General features: G+C 69.9%; 14 protein-coding genes. 9 read left to right on the top strand and 5 right to left on the bottom strand.

Features of this window, described 5'->3' with window-relative positions:
* The first annotated feature begins 3 nt into the window (after positions 1 to 3).
* Positions 4 to 1152 carry a glycosyltransferase family 4 protein gene (locus ACFVHK_RS01470; RefSeq protein WP_376927267.1) on the top strand — a complete coding sequence of 383 codons (1149 nt, stop codon included), beginning with the start codon at positions 4 to 6 and terminating at the stop codon, positions 1150 to 1152.
* A 13-nt stretch (positions 1153 to 1165) separates the two neighbouring features.
* On the opposite strand, the gene ACFVHK_RS01475 is transcribed toward ACFVHK_RS01470, so the two are convergent.
* A complete protein-coding gene (locus ACFVHK_RS01475; RefSeq protein ID WP_376927268.1) occupies positions 1166 to 2125 on the bottom strand; it encodes a glycosyltransferase family 2 protein in 960 nt (319 codons plus the stop codon).
* A 139-nt stretch (positions 2126 to 2264) separates the two neighbouring features.
* Here ACFVHK_RS01475 and ACFVHK_RS01480 point away from each other — a divergent pair, with 139 nt between their 5' ends.
* Positions 2265 to 3215 carry a hypothetical protein gene (locus tag ACFVHK_RS01480; protein ID WP_376927269.1) on the top strand — a complete coding sequence of 317 codons (951 nt, stop codon included), beginning with the start codon at positions 2265 to 2267 and terminating at the stop codon, positions 3213 to 3215.
* A gap of 42 nt (positions 3216 to 3257) precedes the next feature.
* Here ACFVHK_RS01480 and ACFVHK_RS01485 read toward each other — a convergent pair whose 3' ends face one another.
* On the bottom strand, positions 3258 to 3917 hold the full coding sequence (locus ACFVHK_RS01485; RefSeq protein WP_376927270.1) for a hypothetical protein: 660 nt from the start codon (positions 3915 to 3917) through the stop codon (positions 3258 to 3260).
* 349 nt (positions 3918 to 4266) lie between these two features.
* Between ACFVHK_RS01485 and ACFVHK_RS01490 the strand changes: the two genes are divergently transcribed.
* The gene (locus tag ACFVHK_RS01490; RefSeq protein ID WP_376927271.1) at positions 4267 to 5427 is read left to right on the top strand and encodes a glycosyltransferase family 4 protein; all 1161 of its coding nucleotides are present in this window, start codon (positions 4267 to 4269) and stop codon (positions 5425 to 5427) included.
* 16 nt (positions 5428 to 5443) lie between these two features.
* Here the strand turns inward: ACFVHK_RS01490 and ACFVHK_RS01495 are convergent, their stop codons facing one another.
* Complete coding sequence (locus ACFVHK_RS01495; RefSeq protein ID WP_376927272.1) at positions 5444 to 7255, bottom strand: ABC transporter ATP-binding protein; 1812 nt, start codon at positions 7253 to 7255, stop codon at positions 5444 to 5446.
* 82 nt (positions 7256 to 7337) lie between these two features.
* Here ACFVHK_RS01495 and ACFVHK_RS01500 point away from each other — a divergent pair, with 82 nt between their 5' ends.
* The 6 genes from ACFVHK_RS01500 to ACFVHK_RS01525 all read left to right on the top strand — a co-directional run bounded on the left by ACFVHK_RS01500 (position 7338) and on the right by ACFVHK_RS01525 (position 12960).
* The gene (locus tag ACFVHK_RS01500) at positions 7338 to 8363 is read left to right on the top strand and encodes a MauE/DoxX family redox-associated membrane protein (RefSeq protein WP_376927273.1); all 1026 of its coding nucleotides are present in this window, start codon (positions 7338 to 7340) and stop codon (positions 8361 to 8363) included.
* Positions 8363 to 8626, top strand: coding sequence for a PqqD family peptide modification chaperone (locus ACFVHK_RS01505; protein WP_376927274.1), 264 nt, complete (start codon positions 8363 to 8365; stop codon positions 8624 to 8626). Before ACFVHK_RS01500 ends, ACFVHK_RS01505 begins: the two co-directional genes overlap by 1 nt.
* 5 nt (positions 8627 to 8631) lie before the next feature.
* The gene (locus tag ACFVHK_RS01510) at positions 8632 to 10029 is read left to right on the top strand and encodes an O-antigen ligase family protein (protein ID WP_376927275.1); all 1398 of its coding nucleotides are present in this window, start codon (positions 8632 to 8634) and stop codon (positions 10027 to 10029) included.
* A gap of 17 nt (positions 10030 to 10046) precedes the next feature.
* Positions 10047 to 11462 carry a polysaccharide biosynthesis tyrosine autokinase gene (locus tag ACFVHK_RS01515; RefSeq protein WP_376927276.1) on the top strand — a complete coding sequence of 472 codons (1416 nt, stop codon included), beginning with the start codon at positions 10047 to 10049 and terminating at the stop codon, positions 11460 to 11462.
* A 41-nt stretch (positions 11463 to 11503) separates the two neighbouring features.
* Positions 11504 to 12361, top strand: a complete 858-nt coding sequence (locus ACFVHK_RS01520) for a hypothetical protein (protein WP_376927277.1) — start codon at positions 11504 to 11506, stop codon at positions 12359 to 12361.
* Between the two features lie 116 nt (positions 12362 to 12477).
* The gene (locus ACFVHK_RS01525) at positions 12478 to 12960 is read left to right on the top strand and encodes a hypothetical protein (RefSeq protein ID WP_376927278.1); all 483 of its coding nucleotides are present in this window, start codon (positions 12478 to 12480) and stop codon (positions 12958 to 12960) included.
* Between the two features lie 126 nt (positions 12961 to 13086).
* On the opposite strand, the gene ACFVHK_RS01530 is transcribed toward ACFVHK_RS01525, so the two are convergent.
* Together ACFVHK_RS01530 and lepB are read right to left on the bottom strand one after the other, a co-directional pair.
* The gene (locus ACFVHK_RS01530) at positions 13087 to 14133 is read right to left on the bottom strand and encodes a hypothetical protein (protein ID WP_376927279.1); all 1047 of its coding nucleotides are present in this window, start codon (positions 14131 to 14133) and stop codon (positions 13087 to 13089) included.
* Positions 14134 to 14353: 220 nt separating this feature from the next.
* Positions 14354 to 15061 carry a signal peptidase I gene (gene lepB / locus ACFVHK_RS01535; RefSeq protein WP_376927280.1) on the bottom strand — a complete coding sequence of 236 codons (708 nt, stop codon included), beginning with the start codon at positions 15059 to 15061 and terminating at the stop codon, positions 14354 to 14356.
* Positions 15062 to 15094: the final 33 nt, after the last annotated feature.

The raw sequence follows: 15094 nt of genomic DNA on the forward strand, positions 1-15094 counted from the left end.
GCCGTGCACCTCGCATTCGTCCTTCCCCTCGGCGAGTACTACAGCGCTCAATGGGCCGGTGCCATCGCGACCATCACGCGGCACCTCGCGGCTGATCTCGAGCGATCGGGGCATTCGGTCACGATCATCGCGCCCGACGACGGGAACGAGGTCTTCCCCGAGGGCCACGTCGTCCGTCTTCGGCACGGCTCGGCGCACCCGATGCCGACGCTCCTGCGCAAGGCGAACACCGCCCACGCCCGCCTGAAGGGGTGGACGTGGCACGACTACGGCCCGTACCTGCGCGGCGTGATGCGCGCGCTCCGTGCCGTCCCGGACCCCATCGACGCCATCGTGGTGGCGAACGATCCGGGCACCGCCGACCGATTGGCCGAGGCGGATCTGTCTCGGCGCACCGTGCTCTGGCTGCACAACAGGCTCGAGGGCGCCGAGACCCGCCCCTTCGCGTCGCTCTCGGATCGCGTCGCGGTCGTCGCCGTGAGCCAGGCCGTCGTCGACTGGACCAGGGAACGGTACCTTCCGTCCACGCCGATCACCGTGATCCACAGCGGCGTCGACCACGAACGGTTCCACCCGCGGCCCGACTACCTCGAGGTCCGCGATCCGGTGCGCGTGATCACCCACGGACGCATCGATCCCAACAAGGGCCACGAGGTCGCCGCCGCAGCCGTGGCACGACTGCGCCAGGCGGGCCTCCCGGTCGAGATCACCCTCATCGGCGCGGTGCGGACGTTCGGGTACAGCGCCGAGGATGCTCGCGCGTACGCCGACAGCGTGCGCGACGCGATGGAGGCCGCCGACGGGAGCATGCTCGGCTGGATGCCCCACGAGGAGCTCGCCGAGCAGATCCGGCAGCACGACGTGGCCTGCGTGCTGTCGCGTGTCGACGAGCCGTTCCCGCTCACCAGCCTCGAGGCCATGGCGTCCGGCTGTGCGATCATCGCCGCGCGAAAGGGCGGCATTCCAGAGGGGGTCGGCGATGCCGGGGCGCTGGTCGACGCCGATGCCCCCGATCAGGTCGCCGCCGTGCTCGAGGGCTGGGTGCGCGATCGCGGTCTCCTCACGTCGATGAAGCGCGCCGCCGCGGAGCGAGCGGGCGAGTTCACCTGGTCGGCGACCTCCTCGGCGCTGCTGCGGATCCTCGACGAGTAGGCGAAGGTCGCGCTCAGGCGGGAGCGCCGCCGAGGACGCGCCGCAGCTCGTCGCCCTTCCGGTCCGTGCGCCGCGGCGGCGTGGGCCGCCACCGTGCGTCCTTCAGCATCGCGCCGGCGCCCCACGCGACCCCGACGATCGTCACTGCGAGGCGCATCGCTCGCGCGCGCAGTCCGCTCGCGGTGCCGACGTTCCGGAACTGGGCCCCGACCCAGTTCCACAGCGTGCGCGAGCCGATGCCTGCGTCGCGGGCCAGCAGGACCATGTGGTTGCGTCGGCCGTACAGCTTGTAGCGCGTGTCGAACCGGGCGCCCCGCACGTGCGGGGCCGGCCGATGGTCGACGACCGCCGCGGGCGCGAACACGGAACGGGCCCCGAGTGCCCGCACCCTGAGGAAGATGTCGGTGTCCTCGCGAAGCGCGGTGCCGGGGTAGTCGTCGCGGAACCCGCCGAGCTCGGCGAGGACCGACCGGCGGAACGACATGTTCGCACCGATGCCGTGGTCGACGTCGACGAGCTCGGAACCCTCCGCCGCGAATCCGTCGGTGAGCGTGCCGTCGGGCAGGAGGCGACCGATCTCACGGTCGTACCGTTCCTCTCCGGGCAGTCCGTTGCAGGTGCGTCCGGCGACCGCCGCGACTCCATCGACCGCGAAGGCCGCCTCGAGGGCGGACTGCCATCCCGGTCGCACGACGACGTCGTCGTCGAGGAAGGCGACGAGCTCCCCGCGGACGTGGCGAAGCGCCTCGTTGCGCGATCGGGTCATCCATCCGGCCAGCTCGGGGGCGTGCACGTACGTCGCCGAGGGCATGACCGCGCGCGCCGCTCGCGAGTGGTCCTCGCTCGAGGCATCCACGACCACGACCTCGGCGCCCGCGTCCAACTCCTCTGCCAGCGCTGCCAGGCATCGCTCGAGGAACGCCTCCCGCTCATAGGTGACGACGCACACGCTGAGCCGAAGTGCCTCGTCCATGCTGCCCAGCTCCGCCCGCCCGGAATGCTTCGGCTCCGGTTGCCTGCGCGATCGCCCACGCGCCCGTCGATCCTATGCTGGCGGGGTGGACTCAGGTGGAACTCCGCCCGCGGCGGGCCGGCGACCTCGGGTGTGCTACGTGATCCTCAGCCACAGGGACTGGCCCCAGGTCAGTCGGCTGGCGCGGGCGATCCTCGCATCGAGCCCGAACGCGAGGGTCCATATCGCGCACGACGCCCGACGCGAGGTGTTCCCGAGTCACGACCCCGACGAGCGCATCGAGATCGTCGAGCACGGGCACTCGGCGGATTGGGGCTCATGGGAGCTGGTCGAGGCCATGCTCGGCGCCTTGGCCGCGGCTCGCGAGCGGACCGATCCGGACCTCGTCTGCCTCATCTCGGGTCAGGACTACCCGGTCCGCCCGCTCGAGGGATGGGAGGACGAGGCGATGGCCGCCGACAGCTGGATCGGTGCGGCCGAGCCGCTCCGGTACACGCCGCGGTGGGGCCGCCGACGCGGAACCGGTTCCGACACGCTCACCCGCTACGACTACCGGTGGTTCCGCACTCCCGCGGCCGCGATCGGCTTCCGTCCCGCCGGGCGGCTCGGTGAGTTCCTGCGGCGCGTGCGCGACGCCGTGGCGCTCCGAACGGAACCACTGCTCAGTGTCCGCACCGTCACGCGTGGGCGAGGCGTCCACTGGGGCCTGCGCCGCGTCCCCTCGCCCTTCAGCCCGCAGCGGCCTTGCTGGTACGGCAGCCAGTGGCTCGCGCTGCGGAGGCCGGAACTGGATCGACTGCTGGATACGGACCTCGCGCCCGGATCGCGGCTGCGGCGCCTGTATCGACGAACGATCATCCCGGACGAATCCGCCTTCGTCACCCCGCTCGCGTGGCGGAGCCCACCTGCCCCGCTCCCACCGGTCACCCACACGATCTGGGACATCGCGCGCGACGAGCCGACGACCTGGACCATGGACGACCTCGAGACCGTGGTCGCGTCGGGGGCGCCGTTCTGCCGGAAGGTGGACCCGGTCGCGAGCGCTCCGCTGCTCGACGCCCTGGATCGCGCGACCGCTCCGAGCGGATGATGTGCGTCCGTCGATCGCCGGATCGCACCGAACCGCATTCGACTAGCGGTAGGCGGCACCCTCGTCCCACCCGACCGACCCGTCGAGAATGACCCGATCGCCGTACTTCAGGCACAGCGGGTGCAGCACGTCGGCGAGCAGGCCCGTCCACGTGATCGGATACGCGGGGTCCTGGCCCCAGATCCCCCCCTCGGACTCTGCGAGGGCGGGTGCGAAGTAGTCGAGTCGTCGGTCGACCTCGCGGAGCCATTCCGCAGTGAGCGGGGAATGGGACTTCGCGATGAGCGTGCTCTCGGACGCGATGCGCCGGTAGTACCTCCTGAGGTGCGTGCCGAGACGTTCGGGCGCCTGGCCCGCCCAGGCCGGATCTGCCAGCGGTGGCCCGAGCAACCATGCGTCCGAGTCCCTCAAGCGGTCCATCGGGCCGCGCCATGGCCCGATCAGCTGCTTGAGATCGGAATACCCGCCGCCGTGGTGGTGGAGGAAGTACGCGCGCAGGTAGTCCGACCGGTGGACGAGCGAGAGGTCGTCGTACGCTGCCGGCAGCGGATGCGACGGCACCAGGAAGTCCGGCAGGCGCTCCGGGGTGATCAGCTCCACCGGCGTGCCCGGATTGATCCTCCGCATCTGCGCCAGGCATTCTGCGCGATTCGGCGTCAGCGGGTTGGTGCCCGTCCAGAAGCACCAGATGACCTCGGGCACTTCGGAGGGCGGATCATCCGGCTCAGGTGGCCGTCTCTCCAGGAAGGTGTGGGGATAGCGCCCGTACCAGAATTCCGACGGGGACACCGTGCTCGTGAGGTCCGCCCAGGTGCGATGCGCCCAGAGCGTCACCGGATTGCGACTCTGGAGCTTGTTCCAGCGGCGTTGGACCGCCTTGATCGAATCGCCTACCCGCACGGGGAGAGCCTACCGAGGCCGACGGTCGCACCATCCACCACGACGGTTCACCGCACGAGCGTCGTCGACAGCCTGCTCCGGCGCCGGCACGGCGACCATAGACTGTCCGCATGAAGGGTGGCAGTGCGTCGCTGGTGCGCGTCGTCACGGCATGACCCGAGTCATCCACACGATCACGCCGTGGGATCATTTCTCCCCGCGCACCGGGTCCGCGATCCCGACCGTGGTCGACGGACTCGCACGGGCCGCGCTGGCGTGCGGCGACGATCGACATGCCGTCGTCGTCGAGCGCTCGACGTTCCAGCCCCGATACGACAGCGCTGACGCCATCGAGTACTCCGGCCGGCACGTCTCGGCCCGCGCGCGTCAGTACCTCGATCCGGCGCTCGGTCGACTCGCGCTGCCTCGGATCGGGGCGGCGGCGTACTTCCGCCCGCTCATCGCCGCGCTCCGCTCGGAGCCGCCTTCGATCGTGCTCGCACACAATGCGCCGCAGGCGGCCTGGCTGCTGCGCGACACCGACCACCGGGTCGTGCTCTACGCGCACAACGAGTTGTTGCGCACGTACACCCGTCGCGAGGCAGCCAGGGCCCTTGCCCCGGCCCACGCGATCGTGTGCGTCAGCGGAGACCTCGCGCGCCGCACCCGGGAGCTGGTCGGGCGAGCGAACGAAGGCAAGGTGCACGTCGTCGGGAACGCCGTCGACACGACCGGGTTCGCCCCCGGCGCGGGGCGATCGGAAGATGGCCCGATGCGGGTGATGTTCGTCGGCCGCGTCGTGCCGGCGAAGGGCGTCGACACGCTGCTGCGGGCGGTGGCGGGGTTCGAGCGGTCCGAGCTCGAGGTCGTCGTCGTGGGCAGCGCCGGATTCGACCCGAGTGCCCCGCTCACCGAGTACGAGACCGAACTTCGCGCACTCGCGGCGACGTCGGGTCCCCGCGTGGACTTCCGGCCGTTCGTCGACCGGACGGGGCTGCCCGGGCTGCTCCGCACCGCCGACGTGCTCTGCGTGCCGTCGCGGTGGGCCGAACCGAGCGGACTGACCGTGGGCGAGGGCCTCGCGACCGGCCTTCCCGTCGTCGCGAGCCGTGTCGGCGGGATTCCCGAGGCCATCGGCCCTGCCGGGCTGCTCGTCGCACCGGACGATCCGGTCGAGCTCGAGGCCGCACTTCGACGCCTGCTCGACGACCCCGGGCTGCGTCGTCGGATCGGCCGTGCCGGTCGCGACTGGGCGACGTCGCATGACTGGGCGTGGGCCTGGCGGCACCTGCGCGACGTCCTCGACGCCGTGTCGCCCGGACGCGACGGCTGACTGACCCCGAGGCGAATCAGTCGAGTCGACCGAGTTCGACCAGACGGGCGAACTCGGCATTCGCGGCGCGGACCTGATCGAACGCCCCCTGCGCCTCGATGCGCCCGTCCTTGAGGAACACCAGGGTTTCGGCGTGGCGCACCGTCGACAACCGGTGCGCCACGATCAGGATCGTCATCGTGCCGCTCAGCTTCGCGAGCGTCTCGGAGATCTGGTGCTCGGTCGCGTTGTCGAGTGCGGAGGTCGCCTCATCGAGCACGAGCACGGTCGGTCGGCGATAGAGCGCGCGGGCGATACCCAGGCGCTGACGCTGACCGCCCGAGAGACGAACCCCGCGCTCGCCGACCACCGTGTGCACGCCATCGGGCATGGCCGCGACGATGTCCTCGAGTTGCGCCATCGCGAGTGCCTCGCCCACGCGTTCGAGGTCGATTCGATCGGGTTCGACCTCGAATGACACGTTCGCCGCAATCGAGTCGTTGAACAGGAAGACGTCCTGCGGCACGACGCCCAACCCGGCGTACCACGCGGCGAGGTCGTCGGCGATGGGCCGGCCGCCGCACTCGATCGACCCGTGCGTCGGCTGCAGCAGCCCGAGCACCAGGTCGATGAGCGTGCTCTTCCCAGCCCCGCTCGATCCCACGAACGCGATCGTGGTGTTCTGCGGAATCCGGAGGGACAGGCCGTCGAGCACGGGTGCGTCCGCATCGGGATAGCGGAACTGGACGTCCTCGAGGTTGAGGTCGCCGCTGTAGCGGACCCCATCGCGCGGTCGTTCGTCGTGCTCGCCGCCTCGCCGCACCTCGTCGGCGGACGCGAGGAAGATGCGCAGCCCCGCCTGCCCCGTCCGCAGCGTGGCGATGTTCGACGACACGCGCGTGAGGGTGGGGAGCGCGCGGAGCGCCGCCGCAGCGAACACACCGAGGACCACGAGCGCCTCCGCCGGCGTTCCGACGCTGAACAGATAGGCGGAGATGCCGGCGATCGCGACCACGAACCCGATCTCGAGCGTGTATCGCGGGATATCGCCGATGAGCCCCATGTCGCGACCGACACGCGCTCCGCGCAACCTCGCCCTCCGGTAGCCGGCGACGAAGTCCTCTCCGCGCGAGCTGAGGCGAGCCTCTCGGAAGCCGTCGAGGCTCGGCAGCAGGTACTGCCATGCTTCGAGGCTCAATTCGGCCGATTCCTCGCCGAGGCGGGTCTGCGTGCGACGCAGGAGGCGCTGCAGGCCGACGACGAAGATCCCGAACACGGCCACGGTGACGATGGTCACGACGGGATCGGTGATCGCCAGGACGACGGTGATCGCGATCAGCACGGCCAGGTCGGTGCAGATGCTGACGACCGCGAGCAGGACTGAAGTGGCCTGGGTGACGGCGTCGCTCACGCTCCGGTAGATCTCGCGCAGTCGGCGCGCGCGATGCGCCGCGTACGGGGCGAGCACGTAGCCCCGGAGGAGGGCGGAGGCGGCGTCGGCCGAGACGCGCGTCGTGCGACCCAGCAACCACCAGCGGAAGATGAGCGATGCGACGCTCTTCACCACGAAGAGCACCGCGACCGTGGCGGCGACGATGGGGATGAGCACGGTCGGTTCGCTCGTGCCGAAGATGTCTGAGATCACCGCGAGCACGCCGGACTCCGTGTCGGCCCCGCCGATCAGCTGCGTGAGCGGCACCATCGCGGCGACGCCGAGCGTGTCGAGTGCGGCGAGCACGAGCGAGGCCATGACGGTCGACGCGACCCACGCGGCGGGGCGCGCACCCGCGTATTCGAGCAGTCGCCGCAACTGGGAGAAGAGCCCTTCACCCCGTGCCCGTGTTCCCATCGTTCCCTCGTCGCTGCGGCCGAGCCCCGTTCGGACCCGCGAAAGACTGAGTGTATACGCGACGCGTCGGTAGGATCATCCCGTGCCGACCGCTCTCATCGCCGCCCCCGCGCTCATCCTCGCCGCAGTCATGATCGCCAGCGCCGTCGGAAAGCTCCGTCGACCCGACGACCTCGCCGGGTGGGCCGCGCTGGGCGTCCCGGCCGTGTTCCGTCGCGAGTGGCTGCTGCGGCTGCACCCGTGGGGCGAACTCCTCCTCGGTCTCGCGCTTGCGCTGCTCGGCGGACTGCTCGGCGTGCTCGCCGCGCTCGCCAGCGCCGTGCTGATGGCCGCGTACACCTGGCTGATCGGCCGCGCCCTGGCGAACGCTCGCGAGGGCGATGAGGCCACCTGCGCGTGCTTCGGCGAATCCGCCCCCGTCACCCGCGTGACGCTGCTTCGCAACGCCTGGCTCCTGTTCCTCAGCGTCGTCGCGGCGTCGACGATCTGGGCGGCGCCCCTCGTCGGCGGTGCGCTCCTCGCCCTCGGCCCCGAGTGGAGCTGGCTGGTGGCACTCGCGGCTGCCGCATTCACGACGGCGCTGATCGTGTGGCGCGAGCCGGGGCCCCAGGACGTCGCCGCGATTCCGGCGCCGAGCGCAGCTCCGGAATCGGCCGACGGCGAACTCGACTACGTGCGCACGAGGACGCCGGCCATCCCGGTGGTCCTCGGTGACGGCACGCCGGCGAACCTGCGGAAGCTCTCGCGTACGCGACCGATCCTGCTCCTCGCGCTCTCCGAGACGTGCGCGCCGTGCCTGGCGGTGGTCGAGCGCGTGCCTGAATTCCGTGCGCTCCTGCCAGAACTCGATGTTCGCCTGCTGCTGGCGCCGGGGCCCGAGGAGAGCAAGCTCACCGAGGTCACGCACCCGCAGTCGCTGCACGACTGGGACAGCAACGTGCGCGCGTCGATCGCGGATTGGGGCACGCCGGCGGCCGTGCTGCTGGGCGTCGACGGGCTGCTCGCGGGCGGTCCCGCGCAGGGTGAAGCCGCCGTCGTGTCCTTCGTCGGCGACATCTACGAAAGCCTGCACGGGGAGCGTCCGCCCGGCGAGGCAGCTTCCGGCTGATGCGGTACGTGCTCGCGGCGGACGTCGGCCTTGAGGCAACGGGAGATGCGATCTACCTCGCACCGTTGCCCGAGGGGCCGATCCTCGTCTTGGAGGGGGTCGCCGCGCTGATCTTCACCGAGGCGACGCAGGGCGACCGCGAGCACCTCGTCGACCGGGTCGTCGACCGGGTTGCCGGCCCCGCCGAGGAGATCGCCTCCCATGTCGGCGCGTTCCTCGACGACCTCGTCGCCCGTGGCCTGCTGGTCGAGGAGGCGACGTGATGCCCGTGAGCGACTCGCGAGCGCCGTGGCGCGACCGCATCGCCGACTGGTGGGCGGGGGTCTGGCGCTGGTCGCTCCTCGCCATCGGCACGGTGGTCGCCACCTACGTCCTCCTCGATCGCGCCGGCGACGGTGCACTCGTGACGGGCATCGCGATCGCGGCCCTCATCGTCGGCGTCGTCGTCACCATGTCGAAGCCGCTCGCGATCGCGCTCATGGCGATGCCCGCGCTCTTGGTCGCCCAGCGGGCCGGCTTCGGCGGCGCCGACGTGTCCGCCTCTGACGTCGCGCTCGCCGCCGCGTTCGGGACCGCCGTCCTCCTGGGCCATCGGCCGTACAGTCGCGAGCTCCGGGCGATGCTCTGGTTCAACCTCGGGTACCAGTTCGCGACCCTCTTCACCGTCATCGTCAACCCGTTCGTGCAGAACACCGTCGAGTGGTTCCACGCCTGGCTGCTCATCTCGGGCGCGCTCGTGGTCGGCTGGGCGCTCGGGCGCGCCGGCTACGCGAAATGGGCGTTCACAGCGATGATCGCCGCCGGGTGCGTGCTCGCCGCGGGCACGGTCGTCTCGGGAGTAATCCAGTACGCGGGCGGCAATTTCGGCCCGGTCTATCCCAGCTTCCCGTGGCCGATGCACAAGAACTTCGTCGGCACTGCCCTCGCATTCGTCGCGTTGATCGCGTACGTGCACCCACCTTGGGCCGGTCTGTCCACGCGGTGGACCCGCCCGGCACTCTGGCTTCTGCTCATCGCGATCGCGATGAGCCAGTCGCGGCAGGCGTGGATCGGGCTCGTCGTCGCGGCCATCGTGATCGTGGTCCGCCGCGGTGGTCGATCGCGGCTGCTGCTGGCACTCGCGGTGCCGGCGATCTGGCTCACGGTGTCGATGGTCCTCGAGCAGATCGAATCGCAGAATCAGCACAATTCGACGTTCCAGCGACTCGAGTGGTTCCGCGAGGTCTACGCGTACTGGAAGCACGCCCCGATCTTCGGACACGGGCTGCGTTTCTGGTACGTCGACCCGACGCTGCCGTACCAACCTCCGCAGGCCGAGCTCGAGGTGGTCGCCTCCGCCGGCCTCGTCGGGCTGGCGGCGTTCGCCACGATGTGGGTCGGATTCATCGTCGTGCTGTGGCGAGTGGACAAGACCTACGGCACGCTCGCGCTCGCGGCGGTGCTGAGCCGGATCGTCCAGGCTCAGTTCGACCTCTTCTGGTCCGGCGTCCAGACCTCGGTGCCGTTCGTCATCGCCGGCATCTGCCTCGGGGCGATGGCCCTCCAACGCTCGGCGGATGCCTCCGGCGCCGATGTCGCCGGACTGGCTCCGCCGATCGACCCACGGGGCCGGTCGTTCCCACTGCCATACGATAGAGCCGTCGGCCGCCCGGCCGACGGACGCTGACACCCCGAGGGGGCGGCATGGAGCTGCGCGACTACCTTCGCGGATTGCGACGCCATTGGCTGGCCATCGCCCTGATGACCCTGCTCGGCGTCGGAACCGCGTACGGCTGGTCGCTTCTGCAGACCCCGGTCTACGAGGCGACCGCGAGCGGCGTCGTGCAGGCGAAGACAGAGTACGAGAACGGTCAGCTCCTGAACGATGACAGCTCCGCCCGGCTGAAGGTGCCGACCCTTCTCGACATGGCCGGGTGGAAGGAGGTCGCGGAGCGTGTGATCGACGACGTGGGACTCACCGAGAGCCCCGAATCGGTCGCCACGAGGATCACGGTCGAGAACCCGCAGAGCACCTCGATCATCCGATTCACCGCGCGAGCGAACACGCCGCAGGAGGCGGCAGCCCTCGCTCAAGCGTGGATCGACGCGCTCGCCACGACCGTGGCGATTGTGGACGGTGAGGACTCTCCGACCGAGATCAGCATCTACTCGGCAGCCGCCGCCACGGTTCCGACCACGCCGGTGTTCCCGGACACTCGCACGGCCCTGATCGTCGGCGGCGTTCTCGGCCTCGGTGCCGGTATCGCGTTCGCGCTGATCCGCACCGCGTCCGACCGCCGCGTCAGGGCGACCGACGACGTCGAGGCGAAGCTGCACGTCCCGGTGATGGGCGTGATTCCCTCGTCGAACGCCCTCACCGGCACCAGCAAGCTCATGACCGAGACGACCGGAGAGCGCACGTTCCCGGTCGCCGAGGCGCTGCGTTCACTCCGCACCAACCTCCGCTTCATGGATGTCGACAACCCCCCGCGCAAGATCGTCGTCTCGAGTCCGTTGCCGGGTGACGGCAAGTCGACCATCGCCTGCAACCTCGCACTGACGCTGGCTCGGAGCGGCGAGCCTGTGGTGCTCGTCGACGGCGATCTGCGCCGCCCGACGGTGGCGGCGAACCTCGAACTGCCGGGGGGAGCCGGTCTGAGCGATGTGCTGACCGGTCGGGCCGCCGTCGCCGACGTGCTCCAGCGCACGCCGCACGATGCGCACCTGCTCGTCCTCGCAGCCGGGACCATCCCCCCGAACCCGAGCGAGGTCCTCGGGTCCGCTCGGATGCGGCAGCTTCTCGACGACCTGGCGAAGCACGCCACCGTCATCATCGATGCACCTCCGCTGCTGGCCGTGACCGACGGTGCCGTGCTCACGCAACAGGCCGACGGCGCGCTGCTCGTCGTGGGCGTCGGGAAGACCAACTACGACTTCGTCGAGAAGGCCCTCGACGCCGTGCGCAAGGCCAATGGGCGAGCACTCGGGCTCGTGCTCAACAAGGTGCCGAAGAAGGGCGGCGATGCCTCGCCGTACGCCTCGGCCGCCTACGTGCAGGAGTATGCGGAGGGTAGCCGCCGCAAGCGTTCGTCCACCCATGTGGCAGCCGAGTCGGCCTGAGGGATGTCGGCGTCCGACACCGCGGCCGTGAGGATATCGTCGTGAGCGCCGACCTCGATGCCGCCTCCAGGGCGGTGCCCCACCTCGCTCGCATCCACCTCGGCAGGGCCGCGGTCCAGACGCTCGCCGATCAGGTCGGCGTCAGGCTGATCCATATCAAGGGCGACACCGTCGACCGCTCGATCCGGCCGAACTCGCCACCCGGCACGGACGTCGACGTCATGGTGCACCCGGATCAGGTCTCCGTGCTCGACAGGGCGCTCCGCGCCCACGACTGGCGCATCTACAGCACGTTCGTCGGCGGCTCGCCGTTCGGCCATGCCCAGACCTACGTGCACGACACGTGGGGGTACCTCGACGTTCACCGCTCCTTTCCAGGCATCGGGCTCGACGCCGCGCGTGCGTTCGACCACCTCTGGTTCTCCCGCGGTGCGGTCGACGTCGCCCGCATTCGCTGCCCGGTTCCGGATGTGTCCGCCCAAGCCGTGATCTCCATCCTCAACGCCGCACGGTCGCGCCGTCCATCCGGGCTCGAGCGTGCGTGGCCCGACCTCGAGCTGGAGCGGCGGAAGGCGATCGAGGAGGAGGTCGATGCGCTCGGCGCACGCCTCGCCTTCGATGCCGCCTTCGGTCGGCTCGACGTGCACCGAGGGGCGCCCGAGTACCGGCTCTGGAAGGCCGTCACTGAAGGGGGCAGCCGCCTCGACGAATGGTGGGGACGAATCCTGGCGGAGCCGAAGCTCAGCGCTCGCGTGACCATCGCCCTGCGCGCCCCGCTCGTCAACCGGGCCCACCTCGAGCACCACCTCGGCCGGCCGCCGACCAGTCGCGACGTTCTCTACGAGTTCCTCAATCGTCCGATTCGAGGCGTCCGAGAACTCCTTCAGCGACGATCCTGACCCCCGTACGTGGGGGCTTGCACGAGTGTTGCGCATTACTCAGCATGCGATAGCATTCACGAGCGTTACCCATATCACACGATCCTCACAGCACACTCGTCGAAGGACCAGAGGCCATGACCGAGACCAAGAATTCTGAATTGCCCGGCGTCAGCCGCCGGACCGTCACGAAGGCGATGGCTTGGGCAGTTCCCGCTGTCGCCGTCGCCGTCAACGCACCCACCGCCGCCGCGAGCTGTATCCCGAACGTCATCATCGGCGAGGATGCATGCAAGTGCCCCGGACAGTCGACCGGAGACGCGTGGGGCTACTACCTCACGTTCACGACGGACGGCACGATCTGTCCTGACACGACGTCCGAGGTCTGCGTCACGAACGTCGAGAAGGCGAACGGTTCGGAGTTCATCCCGGGCCCGGGCGTGAGCTTCCCGATCTGCTTCACCGCGGGAACCGAGACGTCGCAGTACCTGTTCAACAGCACCAACAGCGGTAACTTCCTCAAGATCACCTACACCGTGGACGGCGTCGGCCCGATGGTCGACGACAAGATCCCCACCAGCGACATCGCTGACTGCACGGACGGCCGCTGCGCCGCCTGAGCATTCGCGAAGCCACGGAAGACGCTCGGCCGGATGCTCCGGCCGAGCGTTTTCCGTGGCCATCGACCTGCGGGCCGCTTCGTCTGACTCGTCGGACGACAATGCGTCACGGGCAGCGCCCGCGATTCAGATCGTCCGTGCTCGACTCGACCGGTCCCCACGAACGACCAGACCGACAGTGACGAGCTCATCGATCACCGCGGCGACCAGATCCGAGGCATCGCCTTCGGGCGGGCGACCGAAGTCCGCGATCGTCTGCCCCACGAGCTGATCGAATGTCAGGCCTCTGCTGATGCCCAGCCAGATCGAGGGGCCGATCCCCGCGAGCACGCGAAGCACCCCGTCGCTCATGACCGCGACGGATCCGTCGGCAGCGATCGCATCGGACACCGGCCCCCACCGGAACTCCGTCGTTCCGATCCTGGCCTTCGCCTCGACCGGCGCAAGCGGGGTCCACGAATCCACGGCACTCGGCGATGCGCTGAGCAGCTCCGGGACCATGGGAACGACCGACGACGCCTCGCCGTAGGTCACTCGCCAGACACCGCCGACGGCGTCGCCCAGTGCTGCAAGGCGCTGCAATGGAGCTTCGAGGTCGGTGACGTAGCTCAACTGCGGAACAAGTTCGGCGATCGCATCGATCACTGGAACACGCGTCAGCACGGGCTCGGAGACATCGGGCTGACGATCGAGCAGGACGAGCGCTGAGAGCCGCAATGGAGCGGCGGGCAGGTCCATCAGCCCGGCGCGTCGCGGCGCGACCTGCTCCTTGGGACCATCCGAGCGCACCTTCGAAAGCGGCTTGCGGTAGGCGTGCACGGTGAGCTCGCGGTCGACCGCGACCGTCTCGTCGGAGACGTAGCCGAAATGCGCTCCGAGGGCGGCGCTCAGCGTGGTCTTCCCACGCCCGGACGGACCGACGAAGGCGACCACCCGTCCGTCCTCGGCCGCAACCCCCGCGGCATGCATCATGACGAGTTCGCCGCGCTGGTGTCCGAGCGCCGCAAGCGTCACGCGGACCGAGAGCCGCTCGAGCATCGATTCGACGGGATCCCCCGAAACGACCTCGACGAACGCATCGACCGCATCAGCGGTCATCGTCGCGTCCGCCCACGCATCCACGACGCGCCTTCGCGTCTCATGCGGGACGTCGGCCGCGAAGCTGATGCGCACCGTCGCGCCGATCGCCGTGACGTCCAGGTGATCGGCGGCGGCAGCACCTTCCGCGTTCATCGGACCATCCCGCGGAGATCCATGGATTCATCCTCTCGCGCAATGGCGCCCGTTGCGGCGCGATCCGATGTGCGACGACGCGTCCAAGCTACTACAGGCCCCGTCGACGGGCGCGACCGGCGAGTTCCGGTGGCGCACACCATGTCCGGCTGCCCCGACCTCAGCCGAGCGCTCTCCATCGTGGGATCGGCCAGAGGACGGTGACCACTTCGCCGACGATCCCGTCACGTAACGCCCATCGCCAGCATTCGTCGCTCGCTCCGGTCGAGCGACAGGAGTAGGCGGAGTCTCGCGAGCCCGAGCGATTGTCGCCGAGCACGAGATAGGCGTCGTCGGGCACCGTGACCTCGTCGAAGCAGCGTGACGAGCGCGGTGTCGTCGTGCAGTCCAACGTTCCCTCCTCGAATGCGAAGTCATTGGAGACGTAGGGCTCCTCTATGGACCGGCCGTCGACGAGCACTTCGCCACTCGCGTCGCAGCACGCGACCACCTGACCGGGTGAGCCGATCACCCGCTTCACGAGCGTGCGCGGCCCCGACGGTCCGAAGCCCGTGACCTCGCCGACCCAGCGCAATGCAGTTCGGACGGGATCGACCGCTGCCGAGGCGGGAACGTCCCACCCATCGCCCGCGTCGAACACGACGATGTCGCCGGTGACCGGCTCGGAGCCCAGGTAGGCGAGCCGGTTGACGAGTATCCGGTCGCCCGGCTCGAGCGTCTCCAGCATCGAGCCCGACGGCACCACGTACGGTTTCGCGAGGAACGTCAGGATCAGACCGACGACGAGGAATGCGAGCGCCAGCTGGCCCCAGAAGCTCCCGAGAACCCGGCGCCAGCGAGGTCGGGGCGCGGCGGGTTCGGTCGTCATGCCGCTACAGTACCCATTCCACAGGTCCTGACC

Origin of the sequence: Agromyces binzhouensis, from assembly GCF_042672355.1 — a bacterium.
Taxonomy (GTDB): Bacteria; Actinomycetota; Actinomycetes; order Actinomycetales; family Microbacteriaceae; genus Agromyces; species Agromyces binzhouensis.